Below are 16,619 nucleotides of genomic sequence, written 5' to 3' on the forward strand. Positions count from 1 at the left end.
GGATGGTAATTTTTAGATGGTTTGTTTGGTGTTTAAAGTTGTATTTGTCTGAATCAGGATTTCCAGGATTTGAGGATGTACGGGATGGTAATTTATAGATTTTCTGTTGGTGTTTAAAGTTGTATTTTTCTGAATCAGGATTTCCAGGATTTGAGGATTTACAGGATGTTATTTATAGATTTTCTGTTGGTTTTTAAAGTTGTATTTGTCTGAATCAGGATTTCCAGGATTTGAGGATTTACGGGATGGTAATTTTTAGATGGTTTGTTTGGTGTTTAAAGTTGTATTTGTCTGAATCAGGATAACCAGGATTTTAGGATGTACGGGATGGTAATTTTTAGATGGTTTATAAACATTCAAAAACAATCATTAAATAACATCCTGCAAAAATCCCCAACTTCCTAAAAAACAATCATTCAAAAAAACATCCTGTAAATCCCCAAATTCCCAACAAACAATCATTCAAAAACATCCTGAAAATCCTCTAATCCTGGACATTATCTCGACTTCGCTCGATAACCACCTGATTCAGACAAAAAATCCCCAACTTCCCAACAAACAATCATCCAACAACATCCTGAAAATCCTCTAATCCTGGACATTATCTCGACTTCGCTCGATAACCACCTGATTCAGACAAAAAATCCCCAAATTCCCAACAAACAATCATCCAACAGCATCCTGAAAATCCTCTAATCCTGGACATTATCTCGACTTACTTCGACTTACTTCGACTGCGCTCAGTACAAGTCGCTCAGTACAGGTCGCGGTAGTTGAGCGTAGTCGAAACTCGATAACCACCTGATTCAGACAAAAAATCCTGATTCCAACTACTTAATTGTATCATATAATTATGATAAAATTATACAACTCTTTCATCCCATCATCATCCCACTCTTGAAAATATGATAATCTGGCAACCAGGACAACAAATCAAGAACGGTAGATTTATCATTCAAAACATTTTAGGTACTGGTGGTTTTGGTATTACCTACAAAGCTTTAGAACCCAGCACAAGGAAATTATACGCCATCAAAACCCTTAACTCCACCATGCAACTGCGGGAAGACTTTGCAGAACAACAGGTTAAGTTTATTAACGAAGCCTTGACAATTAAAGGATTTGATCATAAGCACATTCTCAAAGTTTATGAAGTCATCCAAGAAGGTCAACTTTTTGGCGTGGTGATGGAATATATTGATGGGGTGACTTTATTTAAATATGTCCAAAATCAAGGACAATTATCAGAAAATGAAGCACTATTATATATAGATCAAATTGGTCAAGCTTTAGAATATATCCACAATAAAGAACAGTTACACCGCGATATTAAACCGGGAAATATTCTATTACGAGAAAATAAACAAGAAGCGGTATTAATAGATTTTGGTTTAACTCGCAGTCTCGCTACCAAAAGTATGACTAATTCTCTCACAGAAGGTTATGCACCTATTGAACAATATCGTCGTAAAGGTAATTTTGGAGAACATACAGATGTTTATGCTTTAGCCGCAACATTATATTATCTGTTAACTGCTGATGGATTGAAAAAAGAGGAAGAAATTTGTCCCGTACCCGCAACAAACCGGAAATATGAAAATGAACCTTTACCCGAACCTAAACATTATAATTCTCGTATTAGTCAGAGGGTGAATAATGCTATTTTGCAGGGTATGGAAATAGAACCGGAAAAACGCACTGCGACGGTTTTGAAGTTTCGGGAAAATTTGGGTTTGGTGGTTGAACCTGTAACACCACCTATTCCTACACCTCAACCACAACCACGACAACAGCAAAATATCCCCACACCCTCACCTGTCAACCAAGAGGTAGAATTAAAATCAGATGTAGGAATGGACTACAGAAAACTGCGTGACTTACTCAAAGCAGGGAAATGGAAAGAAGCAGATGAGGAAACAAAAAGGGTAATGTTAGCAGTTGCGAAACGGGAAAAAGAAGGTTGGTTAGAGACTAACAGCATTGATAATTTTCCCTGTGCAGACCTCCGCACTATTGACCAATTGTGGGTAAAATACAGTGATGGTAAATTTGGTTTTTCTGTACAGAAACGAATTTATCAAGGTTTCGGTGGAACGAGACAATATAACGAAGAAATCTGGGAGAAGTTCGGGGACAAGGTAGGATGGAGAAAAGGAGGATGGTTGTACTACAGAGATATTACTTTTGACAAGAAAGCACCAGAAGGCCACCTACCTTTTGATGTGAATGTGTATGATTGTTGGATCTTCTCTCGCGTCGAGACTTGTAAATTGTAGTCTGTAAAGGTTACAGAAAATTATTAAGAATTGTAAACAGGTGATTTTGTACGAAGTCTTGCGGGTTGGGGGTTTTCGATACCTGGTACTCGGTTTTTCCATTCTTCAGACAAAAACTGTAGTACAATACAGGCTAATACGAGTTTTATCATCCTGTAAATCCATTACTCCTGGTTATCCTGATTCAGACGAATTAGGATTAGGATTATAACAATTAGCTTTAACAAACCTTGTCGCAACTTCTTGTATTTCCTCATTATCAAAATTCAACTCATCCCAAAACAGCTTTAACTGTCCCGGTGAAGACTTCTTACCTTTTTGTTGTGGTTTCATACCCGCTAATAACTGACTTCCCCAACGGTTGCGTTTTTCGGGTTTAGGTTGGGGACGATATTTTTTACAGAAACCGCGATATTTTGTAGCACATTCTTCTAAAGTTTGTCCCAAAGACAAAAAAGCCGGATGCCAAGTTGTGATACCATCATCGCCTAACCTATCGTGAACACCATAATTACTAAAATCATAAAAAAGTCCTTGCTGCACACCAGCCGCTTTCGGGTTAGCATGAATATAACGCAGAGTATTTAAAGCGCGTTTCTTGTCAGTATTTGCAAACCCCGTACTGTGATAACGCTTTTCCCAAAAATGTCCGCTACGGTTAAGCATTTGGTTAAAACACATAGCAGTGTACCAGTTTAACCAGTGCATAATTTTCGGTAAATGTTCCGGTTTCTGTGGTTCAATGAGATAATGAATGTGGTTACTCATGACACATAAACCGTATAATTTAAAGTTGTATTTTTCAATTGCTTTTTTAATCGCGTAAACTAGAACCTGACGACATTCTAATTTAGTTAAACGAAACTCACGGTTATTACATCTAATAGTAACGTGATAAGAATATTCTGGTTGTAAAATTCTAGGTTTTCGAGACACGGAACAAGATCCCCAATTTCTACGATAATTTATCTGATAAATGAGAAGATTAACAATAGAAGTCGGGGATCTGAATTTTGTCAGAATCAGGATAAGATATGATCAAGTTAGGTAAATAATCAAGATAATCTATGAATACATTAGAACTTCGTGAACAAATCCAAGAATATGTTGAACAACTGTCACCTGAAAAATTACTAGTAGCAGTTGATTTTTTAGCATATTTAGCAACAAGAGAAGATGATGCTACTCAAGAGTTATTAGAGATTGTAGGATTTAAAGAAAATTTTGATCATGCGAGAGAAAACATAAAACAAGGAAAGGTGATTGCTGTTGACCAACTTAAACGAAAATATTAATTACACTGTTGTTATTAGTATTGATGCGGTGGAGTTTTTTGAATCTGCTTCTGGTACTTTACAAAAAAAGTTAGATAGATGTTTTGATCGTTTAAAAATTAATCCTCGTAATCATCCTAATATAAAATCTCTCAAAGGTGAGTTATCAGGTTATTATCGTTATCGCGTAGGTGACTATAGAGTTATTTATGAAATTAATGATGACTTAAAACTGGTAACAATTATTTTTATTGCCCATAGAATCAAAGTTTATGAATAGCTTGTAGGGTGCATTAGGAGCGCGAAAAGATTATAAAATAGATGGATAAGTTAAGTACGCAGACGTAACGCACTATTGATATTGTCTGAATCAGGATTTCCAGGATTTTAGGATGTACGGGATGGTAATTTTTAGATGGTTTGTTTGGTGTTTAAAGTTGTATTTGTCTGAATCAGGATAACCAGGATTTGAGGATGTACGGGATGGTAATTTTTAGATGGCTTATAAACATTCAAAAACAATCATTCAATAACATCATCAAAAAATCCCCAACTTCCCAACAAACAATCATCCAACAACATCCTGAAAATCCTCTAATCCTGGACATTATCTCGACTTCGCCCTTCGACACCGCCCTTCGACACCGCCCTTCGACTTCGCCCTTCGACTTCGCCCTTCGACACCGCCCTTCGACACCGCTCAGGACAGGCTCAGGACAGGCTCAGTACAAGTCGCGGTAGTTGAGCGTAGTCGAAACTCGATAACCACCTGATTCAGACAAATAAAATCTCCAACTCCCAACAAACAATCATTCAATCACATCCTGTACATCCTCAAATCCTGGACATCCTGATTCAGACAAATAAAATCCCCAATCACACCAAAATCATGTATAATATACAGCGTCTATAAAAACTACCTAAATATGCAATCTACCATCACCCTGACTATTACCACAGGTAAACTCTCAGGAAAACAATATATATTCGACACCCGCACCACTTGTCTTATTGGTAGAAATGATGATTGTGGTTTATCCATACCCTACGAAGTTGATAAAAAAGTTTCCCGCTATCATTGTTTATTAGATATCAACCCCCCAGATATCAAAATCAAAGATTTAGGAAGTTTAAACGGAACTTATATTAATAACAAAAAAATAGGTGGTAGACAATCTCATCACACCCCAGAAGAAGCGCAAAAATTAAACTTTCCTGAATATGATTTACAAGATGGTGATAATATTATAATAGGTGATACTGTTTTTCAAGTTAATATTAAAATTACCCAACCACTTCATAAAACTCCTGATATTCAAACTCCTGGTTTTATCCAACCACCACAACCAAAAACCAAAACCAAACTTTTTGATGTCATTCAAAAATTAATCAAATTAGCGATAGGTGGAGAAAAACAATTAACAGCATTACGCAATTATCAAATTATCAAATCTATCGGGAAAGGTGGTTTTGGTGAAGTTTATTTAGCGCAACATTCCCAAACTGGTAAACTTGTCGCTTTAAAAGTCATGTTACCAGAAGTTGCACAGGATGAAAATCATGTCCAAATGTTCCTCCGGGAAATTGAAAACCTGAAAGCTTTAAAACATCCCTATGTTGTAGAATTATTTGATTATGGTTATGCAGAAAATATATTTTTCCTAGTCATGGAATATTACGAAGGTGGGAATGTTTATGATTTAATGCAGCAATTAGGAGGAAAATTACCTCTAGATATGTCTTTAGGAATTATCCTGCAAGTTTTAGATGGGTTAACATATACCCATAATGCAGAAATTCCCTATGTTAAATTAGCTAATGGTAGCTTTGCAAAAGGTAAAGGTTTAGTTCACCGAGATTTAAAACCAAATAATATTTTCTTGTGTAATATTAATGGTAAACTCACAGCAAAAATCGGTGATTATGGTTTAGCAAAATCTTTTGATTTAGCAGGTTTAAGTGGACAAACTTTCACCAAAAGAATGGGAGGTACACCGGGTTTTATTCCTCGTCAACAGGTGCTAAAATTTAAAGATGCAAAACCCGATGTTGATGTTTGGGCAAGTGCAGCTTGTTTATATAATATGTTAACAGGATATGTTCCCCGCAATTTCACAGATGATCCTTTTATGGATGTTCTGGAAAATGATCCTGTACCAATTTTACAACGTAATGCCAATATTCCCAAGCAATTAGCAGCAGTAATAGATTTAGCTTTAACTGAAAAACCGCAAATCCATTTTCAAAGTGCTGCAAAGTTTAAGGAAGCACTCATGAATGTAATTCTGTAAATCCTTAAATTCTGGATATCCTGATTCTGACAACGTAGACATTCAGATATAATATAATAGACTTCTCCAGAAAAGAAATTATGGCTTATTTATGGGGGCAGGTCGAAGCATTTGGGATATCTAGGGTTTGCTGAATAAACCTAAAACCTTGATATATCAAAGGTTAGAGGCTGATAAACACAGAAATTAGTGCAAGGGTTTTGAAGGGTATACCGGAAAAAGTGTGCATTTTTTGGGATTTCAAGAGATGGCAAAGAAATTTTCAAATCTTCTCCTGACTCCTGACTCCTGACTCCTGACTCCTATGCCCTCACGGAAAGACTTTCTCAGCAACCCCTATCTAGATGTCTGATTTTTCCGTCAAATTATCGCCCAAATGCTTCGCCCCTACAATATATTAAAAATCAATACATTCTATTTTGGAGAGGTCTATTGGTTTAGCTAATCCTTCTGCAATTTCTCTTTTAGCACGTTGAGCAGATGCAATTAATTTTTGTTGACTTTTTTTAAATGAATTATCCCATTCTAATTCATCTTGTAAATCTGCTAAATATTCTCTCAAATGTTCTGCAACTCTGTCTTGTACATCTTCAGATAAAGATTCCATCATTTTGATGACAGTGGTAATTGCTGGAGATGACATAATAGAATTTCCTTCACAACTTTACCAGTCTATTCTACTCAAAATCTCTCCGTCCCGATGCTGATGGTACAGATATTATAGAATATTACAAACCCATATCCTGTAAATCCTCAAATTCTGGAAATCCCGATTCAGACAATCTTATCAATCCCAAAAAAGACCCTATATGCGCCCACGGATTTCCAGTATAACAAAATCATAATGAAAACTACCCAATTTGTCAACTACCTCACCCATGAATTTTTGAATTATCTGAATTAAAATTGATTGATTCACAGGTGAAAATGAATAGAATAGACAAATATGTTTCCTTAGTCTTGAAAAAGATTACATTTAATTAAGTAAGGTAAAAAACAAATTACAAATTATGGCTACTGAACTGATTGAAGAACTAGGTGAAGCGGTGGAACAACGTCGCAATTTTGCGATTATTTCTCACCCTGATGCTGGTAAAACTACGTTAACTGAAAAATTATTATTATACGGGGGTGCTATTCACGAAGCTGGGGCTGTAAAAGCTCGAAGAGACCAGCGCAAAGTCACTTCTGACTGGATGGCAATGGAACAACAACGGGGTATTTCTATTACCTCTACTGTTTTACAATTTGTCTATAACAATTGTCAAATTAATTTACTTGATACCCCTGGACACCAAGATTTTAGTGAGGACACTTATAGAACTTTAGCAGCAGCCGATAACGCGGTAATGCTGATTGATGCGGCTAAAGGGTTAGAACCTCAAACCCGGAAACTGTTTGAAGTGTGTAAAATGAGGGGTATTCCCATTTTCACCTTTGTGAATAAACTCGACCGTCCGGGAAGAGAACCTTTAGAACTTTTGGATGAGATTGAGCAAGAATTGGGATTACAAACATACTCGGTAAACTGGCCGATAGGAATGGGCGATCGCTTTAAAGGCGTATTTGACCGCCACCAAAAGCAAATCCATTTATTTGAACGTAGCGCCCACGGTAGTAAAGAAGCCCGTGATACTATAGTTGATTTAGGTGATAGCAGGATTGAACAACTTTTAGAACAAGAACTTTACCATCAACTTAAAGATGAGTTAGAACTATTAGAAGGAGCCGGTGGGGAACTAGATTTAGATTTAGTGCATCAAGGAAAAATGACTCCGGTGTTTTTTGGGAGCGCCATGACTAACTTTGGGGTCGAGTTATTCCTCAAATACTTCTTGGACTACGCCCTCAAACCCGGTACACATCACAGCACCGCTGGCGAAATTCCCCCAACTTACCCAGAGTTTACAGGATTTGTCTTCAAACTCCAAGCTAACATGGATCCCAAACATAGAGATAGAGTTGCTTTTGTCCGGGTCTGCACAGGTAAGTTTGAAAAAGATATGACAGTGAACCACGCCCGCACAGGTAAGGCTGTCCGTCTGTCTCGACCGCAAAAACTTTTTGCCCAAGAGAGAGAGTCTATTGATGTCGCTTATGCTGGGGATGTAATAGGTTTAAATAACCCTGGCGTTTTTGCCATTGGTGACACAATTTACACAGGGCAAAAACTGGAATATGAGGGAATTCCTTATTTTTCACCAGAACTGTTTGCGACTTTAAGAAACCCCAACCCTTCAAAATTTAAGCAATTTCAAAAAGGTGTTTCTGAACTAAGAGAAGAAGGTGCTGTACAAATTATGTACTCGACTGATGAAGCTAAACGCGATCCAATTTTGGCAGCAGTTGGTCAGTTACAATTTGAAGTTGTGCAGTTCCGTTTACAAAATGAATATGGTGTAGAAACTATTCTTGATTTATTACCATATAGTGTGGCTCGCTGGGTTGAAGGTGGTTGGGAAGCTTTGGAAAAAGTGGGGCGTGTATTTAACACTACGACAGTCAAAGATAGTATGGGAAGACCAGTTTTATTATTCCGTAATGAATGGAATTGTCAACAATTACAGGGCGACCATCCAGAGTTAAAATTAAGTGCCATTGCCCCAGTGTTTTCTAGTCAACAACCAGTAGAAAAATAAACAATTAAAAGGGAATTGGTAATTGGTAATTGGTAATTGGTAATTGGTAATTGGTAATTGGTAATTGGTAATTGGTAATTGGTAATTGGTAATTGGTAATTGGTAATTGGTAATTGGTAATTGGTAATTGGGAAAATAAAATTGATTACCCAGTCCCCAGTCACCAGTCCCCAGTCACCAGTCCCCAGTCACCAGTCACCAGTCACCAGTCACCAGTCACCAGTCCCCAGTCACCAGTCCCCAGTCACCAGTCCCCAGTCACCAGTCCCCAGTCCCCAGTCCCCAGTCCCCAGTCCCCAGTCCCCAGTCCCCAGTCCCCAATCACCAGTCCCCAATCACCAATCACCAATCACCAATCACCGAAATGGAGGAGAATAGAGTAAACCTCCTTTGGTGTAAAGTTGATTTTGACCACGGGGAAGATTGAGTTTTGTGTTTGTACCCAGGTTGCGATCATAAATTTCGCCATAGTTACCAACGTGCTTAACTATTCTGGCTGCAAAATCATTAGTTAAACCAATTCCTTCACCTAAATTTCCTTCTGTTCCTAAAAAACGCCTAATTTCTGGATCATTGCTATTAGCAAATTGTCCTATATTTTGGGAATTAATTCCTAATTCTTCGGCTTTTATTAAACTATAAACTACCCATTTAACTACATTATTCCATTGGGGATCACCTTGAGCAACTGCTGGCGCTAAAGGTTCAGAAGATAGCAAATCATCGAGAATGATATTATCATCAGGTTTGGGTAAAGTTGTGCGTCGAGAAACCAAAGCTGAACGATCCGCAGTCACTCCATCACAACGCCCTTCTGCATAAGTAGCAAAAGTAATATTAATATCTTCAAAAACAACGGGTTTATAACTAATGCTTCGTTTTCGCATTTGATCCGCTAAATTTTGTTCAGTAGTTGTACCAGTTTGGGCGCAAATTGCTTTATCTTTTAAATCTGCTAAAGACTTGATACCGCTATTTTTGCGAACCATAATAGCTTGACCATCGTAAAAAACCACAGGGGCAAAATTTAAACCCACTGAAGTATCACGGCTTAACGTCCAGCTAGTATTGCGGCTTAATAAATCTACTTCACCAGTTTGTAAAGCTGTAAATCTTTCTTTAGCATTTAAGTTACGATATTCTACAGCATCAGGATTGTCAAACAAAGCCGCAGCTACAGCGCGACAAATATCCACATCAATCCCATTATATTGACCCTCAGTTCCCACAAAACTAAAACCCGGTAACTCACCACTAACACCACAAATTAGCTGTCCACTGGTTTTAACTTTACCAGCAATATTGCGAGTTACTTGTTGTACAGTGTTAGTGGCTGTATTTTCCGTTGTACCTGAATCACCCTCACAACCAGCAATAGTAAAAATGAAAGGAGCGATCGCCAGCAAAAAAGCTAATTTACGTACAAGCATAACTTAAAATAAATAAATGTGTTTACAGCAGATTGCATATCAATAAGGTACAAAATCTCAATTGAACCTACTAACTCCTAGACAGAAACAGAGTTTTACTCCTGACTTTTTGATCTCCTGACTCCTTGATCTCCTGCTGTAATAAGAATGTATCTACCAAAAAATAGAATACACCTTGAGGACAACTCACTACACAAGTAAATTCAATGCCCATAGCAGGTTAAACTAGGTGTGGTGACAGTCGCTCCACCGTTCCTTATGAGGCTTTTATGGGAGCTAATCTGAAACAAATAGCCAATTACTTAGATAACCTTGGCTGGGAATACCGCTTTGATGAAGCAGAAGACAGAATTATCACAGGTGTAGAAGCTGATCATCTAGACGATTTTCTCATAGTCGTGCAGTTGGATGAAGACGGAAAATTTTTCCGAGTTTTTGCCCCTCAAGTTTTAGCAGGAGTCAAAGAACATCCTTATAAAGCTTCTATTCTCCAGACAATGCTGGCCATTTCTTGGGAAACCAAAATGCTGCAATGGGAATATGATCCCTCCGATGGCGAAATCCGTGCCATTATAGAATTTCCCCTAGAAGACTCCATACTCACCGAAAGACAATTTCACCGTTGCCTAAGCGGGTTAATTCAAGTTGTTGATAGCATCGCCTTACCGCGACTCAAACAAGTGATGGCCACAGGTGAAGATCCAGGTAATATAGAACTAGGGGAAAGACTGTTACTCAGTATTCAGGAAGAAGCCCCAGGACTACTGGATCTATTAGAAAAAGCAATGGAAGCTCGGAAAAAGCGGGGAAGTTTTCCCAATGAGTGAAGCGGATCATTGCTGAAATAGCTATCACAGGCTTCGCCTTGAAAGTGAGAGTGTCAAACTCCAAAGTGATAACCTAACTAATATACAGAAATTTTTTAGGGCTGGATTTTTATGACATCCTATACAACCTCCTCAGCTAAAGCGGAAATGAGTGAACTTCGGCGGTTAAAAAGCTTGCTACCACCAGAATTACAAAGCTGGGTGACAGTGGAAGGAACAACCGAAGTAAGTCCACCCCTGATCCGTTGCGAAGAAATTGGTAAAGATCAAGTAGAAATTCAAATCGACTTGGTAAAATGGGATGCTTTAGCAATGGATCAGCGTAATCTTCTGTTTTGGCATGAAGTTGCTCGTATCCAAAATGACACCATTCCTAAAGATGGTTGGGAAATGGCCGCACTGGCTATTGGTTTAGGTGGTGCTGTAGGTGAATTATGGGTACAGGATGGCTTACTGCTAGTGTTAGCGTTGGCGCTTTGTGGTGTTTCCGGTTGGCGACTCTATCAAAAAAATAATGGGGAAAAGCAAATAAAAGAATTAATTGATGCTGACGAAAAAGCGATCGCCCTGGCCACCCGTTTTGGTTATAGTCTCCCCAACGCCTACAAGAGTTTAGGTAGTGCCTTAAAAACCTTAATTGACACCACCCCCGGTAAGCGTCAGCGTTCCCGCTATGAAGCCAGACTTTCCGCCCTCAAACGCAGCGCCAACAAAGCAAAAGCCAAATCTAGACCTATGGACGACGCAGGACTGTAGGAAGCAGGGAGCAGGGAGCAGGGAGCAGGGAGCAGGGAGCAGGGAGCAGGGAGCAGGGAGCAGGGGGAAGTTAATAACCCAATGCCCAGTCACCAGTCACCAGTCCCCAGTCCCCAGTCCCCAGTCCCCAGTCCCCAGTCCCCAGTCACCAGTCCCCAGTCCCCAGTCACCAGTCACCAGTCCCCAGTCCCCAGTCCCCAGTCCCCAGTCCCCAGTCACCAGTCCCCAGTCCCCAGTCCCCAGTCCCCAGTCCCCAGTCCCCAGTCACCAGTCCCCAGTCACCAGTCACCAGTCACCAGTCCCCAGTCCCCAGTCACCAGTCCCCAGTCCCCAGTCACCAGTCCCCAGTCCCCAGTCCCCAGTCCCCTACAACTGCCTCAACATTTTATGTGTTTGGGGGATCACCCGCACTTGTTTCACAAATCGCTTCATCAAAGCTTGCCATTCTAAAACTTGGTTTGGTGTAGGGGCTTCTACAACTACCTGACTGAATTTTTGAGATTCTGCTAAAGGTGTCACAGGTTGCAGAAATATAGGAATATCCTGACATATACCATTAACTAATAAAGCTGCTCGTTCCAATTCGCCAGGATCAGTCCTTTGAGAGACAATTATCTTGACAAAAATCTCTAAATTTGCATCAAAGCATATTTGGAGAAATTTTTCATGTTCTGTCCAATGACTTTCGCCACTCACACTAGGCAATTTTAAATCCATGCCTACAGAGTCAAGGTACGGGAGAATCATGTCCAGTTGCTCAGGGCGATGTCCCCCAGTTTCCAGATATATAGGCAAATTCAGCGATCGCACTTCCGGCAAAAATTGCGCCAAAAATGGAGCATGAAGAAGCGGTTCACCTCCAGTTAAGCTGATGCTATCGTGTAGAAAAGGTAAATTTTGCCTTTCCACCCATTTGATCAACGTGGATAGAGGAATAGGATTAGAGTGGATTTCAAAATCTCGCAATCCTGGTGAACGCTCTATTTGACATACAGAGGGAGCATTCCATGTATGGGAACTATCGCAAAAGTGACAACGCAAGTCACATATTGCAAAGCGAATAAAAATCTGACGTGTCCCGACGTTGAGACCTTCTCCTTGAATAGCAGAGAAAACTTCAATCAGGCGTGCTGTAGGTTTAACTTTAGTTTTAGCAATCATGAGATGATAGAGAGGAATGCGTTCGCCTATGGTTTAGCACAGTCGCTGACACCGATTGGGTATGAAACCAGTAGGTTTCTAGCTTGTTTTTCCATTGTGAACCGTGTTCGGCAATCTCCAAATCTCTGCGCGAAAAACTACTCACCTATCCTTAATCTTATTTTTTTCAAAATTAGGTTAAGTAGTTTTCCAGGAAAAAATCATGTTTGGCAGATTAGACCCCAATGGCAACCAAATTGCATAGCTTCATGAGTAGCCAACCCACAGAGGCAAATTTCCCAGTTACTTACCTGAACGATACAGCAATAGTACAGGTGTCGATGCGTTTGAGCGTCGTTGATGCTGTACGCTTTAAGCAAACCTGCCAAAGCCTCATCCAAGCTGATACCCATCCCCAACACCTGATCATTGACTTCCAAAATACGATCTTTATGGATAGTAGTGGTTTGGGGGCTTTGGTGAGTAATTTTAAATATGCCCAAGAACAAGGGATCGGATTCACACTTCGTAATGTTACCCCTCAAGTGATGGCAGTTCTCAACCTCACAGGATTAGATCACGTATTTGCTATTGAGTCTCCTCACAGCGTTAGTCCCATAGAACCTAATCATATTGAAGAAAATAATCGGATCACTAACTCTCGCAAAGCAGATCCCCTACCTCAAACACATCCTTCTGTGGCCTCTTGGATGAAAAGATTGATTGACATAGTGGGATCATTGGTGGGTTTAATAATTACAGCATTTTTATTCATTCCTATTGCGATCGCTATTCAAATCGACGATCCCGGTCCAATTTTCTTTAAACAAACCCGCTGTGGGTGGATGGGTAAGCGTTTTGCTATTTGGAAATTTCGTTCCATGTGTGTCGATGCAGAAGCTAAGAAATCTCAAGTTCAAAACCAAGTCCAAGGTGCTTTCTTTAAAAATGATCACGATCCGAGAATTACTAAGGTAGGACGCTTGTTACGGCGCACCAGCCTGGATGAACTACCCCAATTTTGGAACGTCCTCAAAGGCGAAATGAGTTTAGTTGGTACTAGGCCACCTACCCCCGATGAAGTAGAACGATATGAAGTACCAGAGTGGCAACGCTTGGATGTAAAACCGGGGATGACTGGTGAATGGCAAGTCAATGGCCGCTCGACAGTACGCAGTTTTGAAGATGTTATTCGTCTTGATTTGCAGTATCAACAAAATTGGAGTTTAGTGTATGATTTAAGGCTGATTCTTAAAACTATAGCTATTTTATTTAACAAAAACAGTGGTGCTGTTTAAAAGTCAGCAGTTTCAACAATTCGTAAAAATTACATTTTAAAATTTACCCAAGCTCATTATATCGGCTCTGGGTAAATTTTTTGGTGTTTTTTTTGGTGTTTTTAAATAGGGTTTGCTGAAAAAGTCTTGTCGTGGAGACAGGGGGCAGGGAGCAGGGAGCAGTTTCAAGAGTTCGATGGGAGCGATTTTTCCTTTGTGTAGAAATTAAATGCAAGGTTTTTGAGATCCCACCTCGTCAAGTCTTGCACTTTTTTAACTTCCAGCAGGCTAAGACCCTTTACTTGTCATATTTTCACATTTATTCAGCCAGCCTTAATTAGGGTTTGCTGAATAAACCTAAAACCTTGATATATCAAAGGTTAGAGGCTGATAAACACAGAAATTAGTGCAAGGGTTTTGAAGGGTATACCGGAAAAAGTGTGCATTTTTTGGGATTTCAAGAGATGGCAAAGAAATTTTCAAATCTTCTCCTGACTCCTGACTCCTGACTCCTGACTCCTATGCCCTCACGGAAAGACTTTCTCAGCAACCCCTAATTAGCAATCAGTAATCAGCCAACTGCATAAATAGTAGTTAATCTCAAGAAGGTTTCCTTTTTTCTCGCCTTGGTTATACCCCTAAACACCGATTTTTTTGTTAGTATTCAAAAAAACCTATTCACACAATTGCAAGTTGTTTGTAAGCACATCGGACAATTTGTAATCAAAAAAGGAAACAAGCAACTGAGGTTGAATGACTGATTATTTCCCAAGAAATTTACCATTAGAATCTGTTCCACTGACCAAAACAACAGTGAACACCTCAATGGCGGAAACTGATAATCTGAGCGAAAAATTAGCTATAACCATAGCTGAAGCTGGATCAGAACGCAAAGCAGGTGAGATTTTATTGCTGAAAGTAGCAGATGTCTCCTACCTGTCTGATTACTTTGTGATGATGACAGGCTACTCTAGGGTACAAGTCAGAGCGATCGCCGCAGCAATAGAAGAGAAAGTGGAAACGAACCTGCAACGTCGTCCGTTAAGGACAGAAGGAAAAGCTGAGGGGAGTTGGGTGCTGCAAGACTATGGAGATGTGATTGTTCACATTATGATGCCCAAGGAACGAGAGTTTTATAATTTAGAAGCATTCTGGATTCATGCCGAACGCATTTCACTGCCAAACTCTGATCAGGTTGAGGATAAACCAAGATGATGAGATCATCGGTTTCTAACTGCCCAGTTCCCACAGAACAACAACCACTCAATGAGTACGAAGAATTAAAAAATTCCTGGCTATTTCGGGATACTACCTTAAGCTGGCGTAATTATCTCACCAAGATTTTTTGGATTTGGAGTTGGTCATGGCTGGTTGCAGGTCCAGTAGCCGCTGCCAGCTTTCCTCCACAAAAGCATATAGTTCATTTTATTCTCTGTGGATCTGCCGCTGCTAGTGTGGGAGTAGTGCTGATATTGGTGCGGTTGTATTTGGGTTGGTTCTATGTGCGCGATCGCCTTTATAGTTCCACAGTCTTCTATGAAGAATCAGGCTGGTATGACGGCCAAACCTGGACAAAACCCCAGGAGGTCATTGTCCGCGATCGCCTCATTGTCTCTTACGAAATTAAACCTATTCTCCAACGCTTGCAAATTACCTTTGCCGCCTTGGCTTTAATGTATCTTATTGGTACTATAGTTTGGCATTTGTTTTGACAATGGGAAAACGAACACAAGCCACAGCACTGGAAGTCCGGTTACTGCGGGAAGGTATTATCGAATCTAGGCATATAGTCCAGGCTGTAGTCAGCGACGACCGGGGACGAGTTCTATCTGTTGCTGGCAACGCCGAAACCGCTGCCTTTGTCCGTTCAGCCCTCAAACCATTTCAGGCATTAGCTGTCACCAGTACAGGCACACTGGAACGGTATGATTTGAGCGATCGTGACTTAGCCATCATTACCAGTTCCCACAAAGGCAGCATGGAACAGGTACGACAAGTATTTAACATCCTCTGGCGGGCTGACCTTGACCCCAGCGCCTTGCAATGTCCAGTTCCAGAAGGTAAACGCAGCACCCTAGAATACAACTGCTCTGGTAAACACGCTGGAATGTTAGCAGTTTGTCAGCAACGCCATTGGCCTTTAAATAACTATTTGGATCGTAAACACCCAGTCCAGCAGTTAATTCTCTCCAAGGTAGCAGAATTATTGAGAATGCCAGCAGCCGAATTTATCGGTGTTCATGACGACTGCGGCGCTCCCACATATCTGATGCAACTCGGTCACATGGCATCTTTATATGCTGTACTCGCCTCCAGCAATAACTTAGATATGGAACGCATTGTCCGCGCCATGAATCACCATCCGACTATGGTGGCTGGAAAAGGTGAATTTGACACAGAACTGATGCGCTTAAATCCGGGTGAACTGGTCAGTAAGTCAGGTGCGGAAGGAGTACAGTGCATTGGCCGACTTGGTGAAGGGATGGGACTAGCTATCAAAGTTATGGATGGAGCTAAACGGGCAAAATATGCCGTAGCTATTCATGTACTTCAACAAATGGGTTGGATTAGTCCCAGCGTTGCCCAAAGCCTGTCCGAGAAATTCATGAACTTGGGGAAATACAAGCGTTTAGAGGTAATTGGAGAATTATCGCTTTTGTAGTTGACAAACTCTTGACTATGAGTTATATTAAAAGAGTCAAGAGACGA

Annotated in this window: 19 protein-coding genes; 13 read left to right on the top strand and 6 right to left on the bottom strand. The window is 40.1% G+C overall.

The annotated features are described in order from the left end of the window. The first annotated feature begins 905 nt into the window (after nucleotides 1–905). Nucleotides 906–2,276 (top strand): serine/threonine-protein kinase, encoded by a 1,371-nt coding sequence (locus tag H6F45_RS22560; protein WP_190348438.1) that lies wholly within the window; start codon nucleotides 906–908, stop codon nucleotides 2,274–2,276. A gap of 174 nt (nucleotides 2,277–2,450) precedes the next feature. Here H6F45_RS22560 and H6F45_RS22565 read toward each other — a convergent pair whose 3' ends face one another. Beyond that, the gene (locus H6F45_RS22565; protein WP_190348439.1) at nucleotides 2,451–3,212 is read right to left on the bottom strand and encodes a transposase; all 762 of its coding nucleotides are present in this window, start codon (nucleotides 3,210–3,212) and stop codon (nucleotides 2,451–2,453) included. Nucleotides 3,213–3,343: 131 nt separating this feature from the next. On the opposite strand from H6F45_RS22565, the gene H6F45_RS22570 reads away from it, so the two are divergent. The 3 genes from H6F45_RS22570 (at nucleotide 3,344) to H6F45_RS22580 (ending at nucleotide 5,841) form a co-directional block, all read left to right on the top strand. Next, nucleotides 3,344–3,571, top strand: a complete 228-nt coding sequence (locus H6F45_RS22570; protein WP_096565897.1) for a hypothetical protein — start codon at nucleotides 3,344–3,346, stop codon at nucleotides 3,569–3,571. Then, nucleotides 3,546–3,830, top strand: coding sequence for a type II toxin-antitoxin system mRNA interferase toxin, RelE/StbE family (locus H6F45_RS22575; protein ID WP_190348440.1), 285 nt, complete (start codon nucleotides 3,546–3,548; stop codon nucleotides 3,828–3,830). The genes H6F45_RS22570 and H6F45_RS22575 overlap by 26 nt, the downstream gene beginning before the upstream one ends. Nucleotides 3,831–4,476: 646 nt before the next feature. Then, complete coding sequence (locus tag H6F45_RS22580) at nucleotides 4,477–5,841, top strand: protein kinase (protein ID WP_096565901.1); 1,365 nt, start codon at nucleotides 4,477–4,479, stop codon at nucleotides 5,839–5,841. Nucleotides 5,842–6,238: 397 nt separating this feature from the next. Here the strand turns inward: H6F45_RS22580 and H6F45_RS22585 are convergent, their stop codons facing one another. After that, nucleotides 6,239–6,484: a hypothetical protein gene (locus tag H6F45_RS22585; RefSeq protein ID WP_137669000.1), complete on the bottom strand. Its 246-nt coding sequence runs from the start codon at nucleotides 6,482–6,484 to the stop codon at nucleotides 6,239–6,241. 367 nt (nucleotides 6,485–6,851) lie between these two features. On the opposite strand from H6F45_RS22585, the gene prfC reads away from it, so the two are divergent. Further along, complete coding sequence (gene prfC, locus H6F45_RS22590) at nucleotides 6,852–8,480, top strand: peptide chain release factor 3 (protein ID WP_137669001.1); 1,629 nt, start codon at nucleotides 6,852–6,854, stop codon at nucleotides 8,478–8,480. A 4-nt stretch (nucleotides 8,481–8,484) separates the two neighbouring features. Here the strand turns inward: prfC and H6F45_RS22595 are convergent, their stop codons facing one another. Then, nucleotides 8,485–8,622: an alpha/beta hydrolase gene (locus H6F45_RS22595; protein ID WP_347237782.1), complete on the bottom strand. Its 138-nt coding sequence runs from the start codon at nucleotides 8,620–8,622 to the stop codon at nucleotides 8,485–8,487. Here H6F45_RS22595 and H6F45_RS22600 point away from each other — a divergent pair. Beyond that, nucleotides 8,622–8,858, top strand: a complete 237-nt coding sequence (locus H6F45_RS22600) for a hypothetical protein (protein WP_190348442.1) — start codon at nucleotides 8,622–8,624, stop codon at nucleotides 8,856–8,858. The two genes, H6F45_RS22595 and H6F45_RS22600, sit on opposite strands and share 1 nt — an antisense overlap. Here H6F45_RS22600 and H6F45_RS22605 read toward each other — a convergent pair. Then, complete coding sequence (locus H6F45_RS22605; RefSeq protein WP_137669425.1) at nucleotides 8,837–9,910, bottom strand: amino acid ABC transporter substrate-binding protein; 1,074 nt, start codon at nucleotides 9,908–9,910, stop codon at nucleotides 8,837–8,839. The two genes, H6F45_RS22600 and H6F45_RS22605, sit on opposite strands and share 22 nt — an antisense overlap. Before the next feature lie 70 nt (nucleotides 9,911–9,980). After that, a complete protein-coding gene (locus H6F45_RS22610; protein WP_190348443.1) occupies nucleotides 9,981–10,124 on the bottom strand; it encodes a hypothetical protein in 144 nt (47 codons plus the stop codon). Nucleotides 10,125–10,179: 55 nt separating this feature from the next. Between H6F45_RS22610 and H6F45_RS22615 the strand changes: the two genes are divergently transcribed. The 3 genes from H6F45_RS22615 to H6F45_RS22625 all read left to right on the top strand — a co-directional run bounded on the left by H6F45_RS22615 (nucleotide 10,180) and on the right by H6F45_RS22625 (nucleotide 11,943). Continuing rightward, nucleotides 10,180–10,737, top strand: a complete 558-nt coding sequence (locus H6F45_RS22615; protein WP_096569485.1) for a hypothetical protein — start codon at nucleotides 10,180–10,182, stop codon at nucleotides 10,735–10,737. Nucleotides 10,738–10,848: 111 nt separating this feature from the next. Next, nucleotides 10,849–11,493, top strand: a complete 645-nt coding sequence (locus H6F45_RS22620) for a DUF3318 domain-containing protein (RefSeq protein ID WP_096569482.1) — start codon at nucleotides 10,849–10,851, stop codon at nucleotides 11,491–11,493. A gap of 81 nt (nucleotides 11,494–11,574) precedes the next feature. Continuing rightward, nucleotides 11,575–11,943: a hypothetical protein gene (locus H6F45_RS22625; RefSeq protein ID WP_190348444.1), complete on the top strand. Its 369-nt coding sequence runs from the start codon at nucleotides 11,575–11,577 to the stop codon at nucleotides 11,941–11,943. Here the strand turns inward: H6F45_RS22625 and H6F45_RS22630 are convergent. After that, nucleotides 11,860–12,654 carry a 7-carboxy-7-deazaguanine synthase QueE gene (locus H6F45_RS22630; protein ID WP_137669468.1) on the bottom strand — a complete coding sequence of 265 codons (795 nt, stop codon included), beginning with the start codon at nucleotides 12,652–12,654 and terminating at the stop codon, nucleotides 11,860–11,862. The genes H6F45_RS22625 and H6F45_RS22630 overlap by 84 nt on opposite strands. Before the next feature lie 224 nt (nucleotides 12,655–12,878). Here H6F45_RS22630 and H6F45_RS22635 point away from each other — a divergent pair, with 224 nt between their 5' ends. From H6F45_RS22635 to H6F45_RS22650, 4 genes are all read left to right on the top strand, one after another. Next, nucleotides 12,879–13,931, top strand: coding sequence for an anti-sigma factor antagonist (locus H6F45_RS22635; protein WP_190348445.1), 1,053 nt, complete (start codon nucleotides 12,879–12,881; stop codon nucleotides 13,929–13,931). Between the two features lie 732 nt (nucleotides 13,932–14,663). Next, nucleotides 14,664–15,125 carry a ribosome silencing factor gene (rsfS, locus tag H6F45_RS22640; protein ID WP_096569472.1) on the top strand — a complete coding sequence of 154 codons (462 nt, stop codon included), beginning with the start codon at nucleotides 14,664–14,666 and terminating at the stop codon, nucleotides 15,123–15,125. Next, nucleotides 15,122–15,622 (top strand): CGLD27 family protein, encoded by a 501-nt coding sequence (locus tag H6F45_RS22645; protein WP_096569469.1) that lies wholly within the window; start codon nucleotides 15,122–15,124, stop codon nucleotides 15,620–15,622. Before rsfS ends, H6F45_RS22645 begins: the two co-directional genes overlap by 4 nt. Beyond that, nucleotides 15,619–16,572, top strand: coding sequence for an asparaginase (locus tag H6F45_RS22650; RefSeq protein ID WP_096572724.1), 954 nt, complete (start codon nucleotides 15,619–15,621; stop codon nucleotides 16,570–16,572). Before H6F45_RS22645 ends, H6F45_RS22650 begins: the two co-directional genes overlap by 4 nt. The last annotated feature ends 47 nt before the right edge of the window (nucleotides 16,573–16,619 follow it).

The organism is Sphaerospermopsis sp. FACHB-1194, assembly GCF_014696235.1.
Taxonomy (GTDB): Bacteria; Cyanobacteriota; Cyanobacteriia; order Cyanobacteriales; family Nostocaceae; genus Sphaerospermopsis; species Sphaerospermopsis kisseleviana.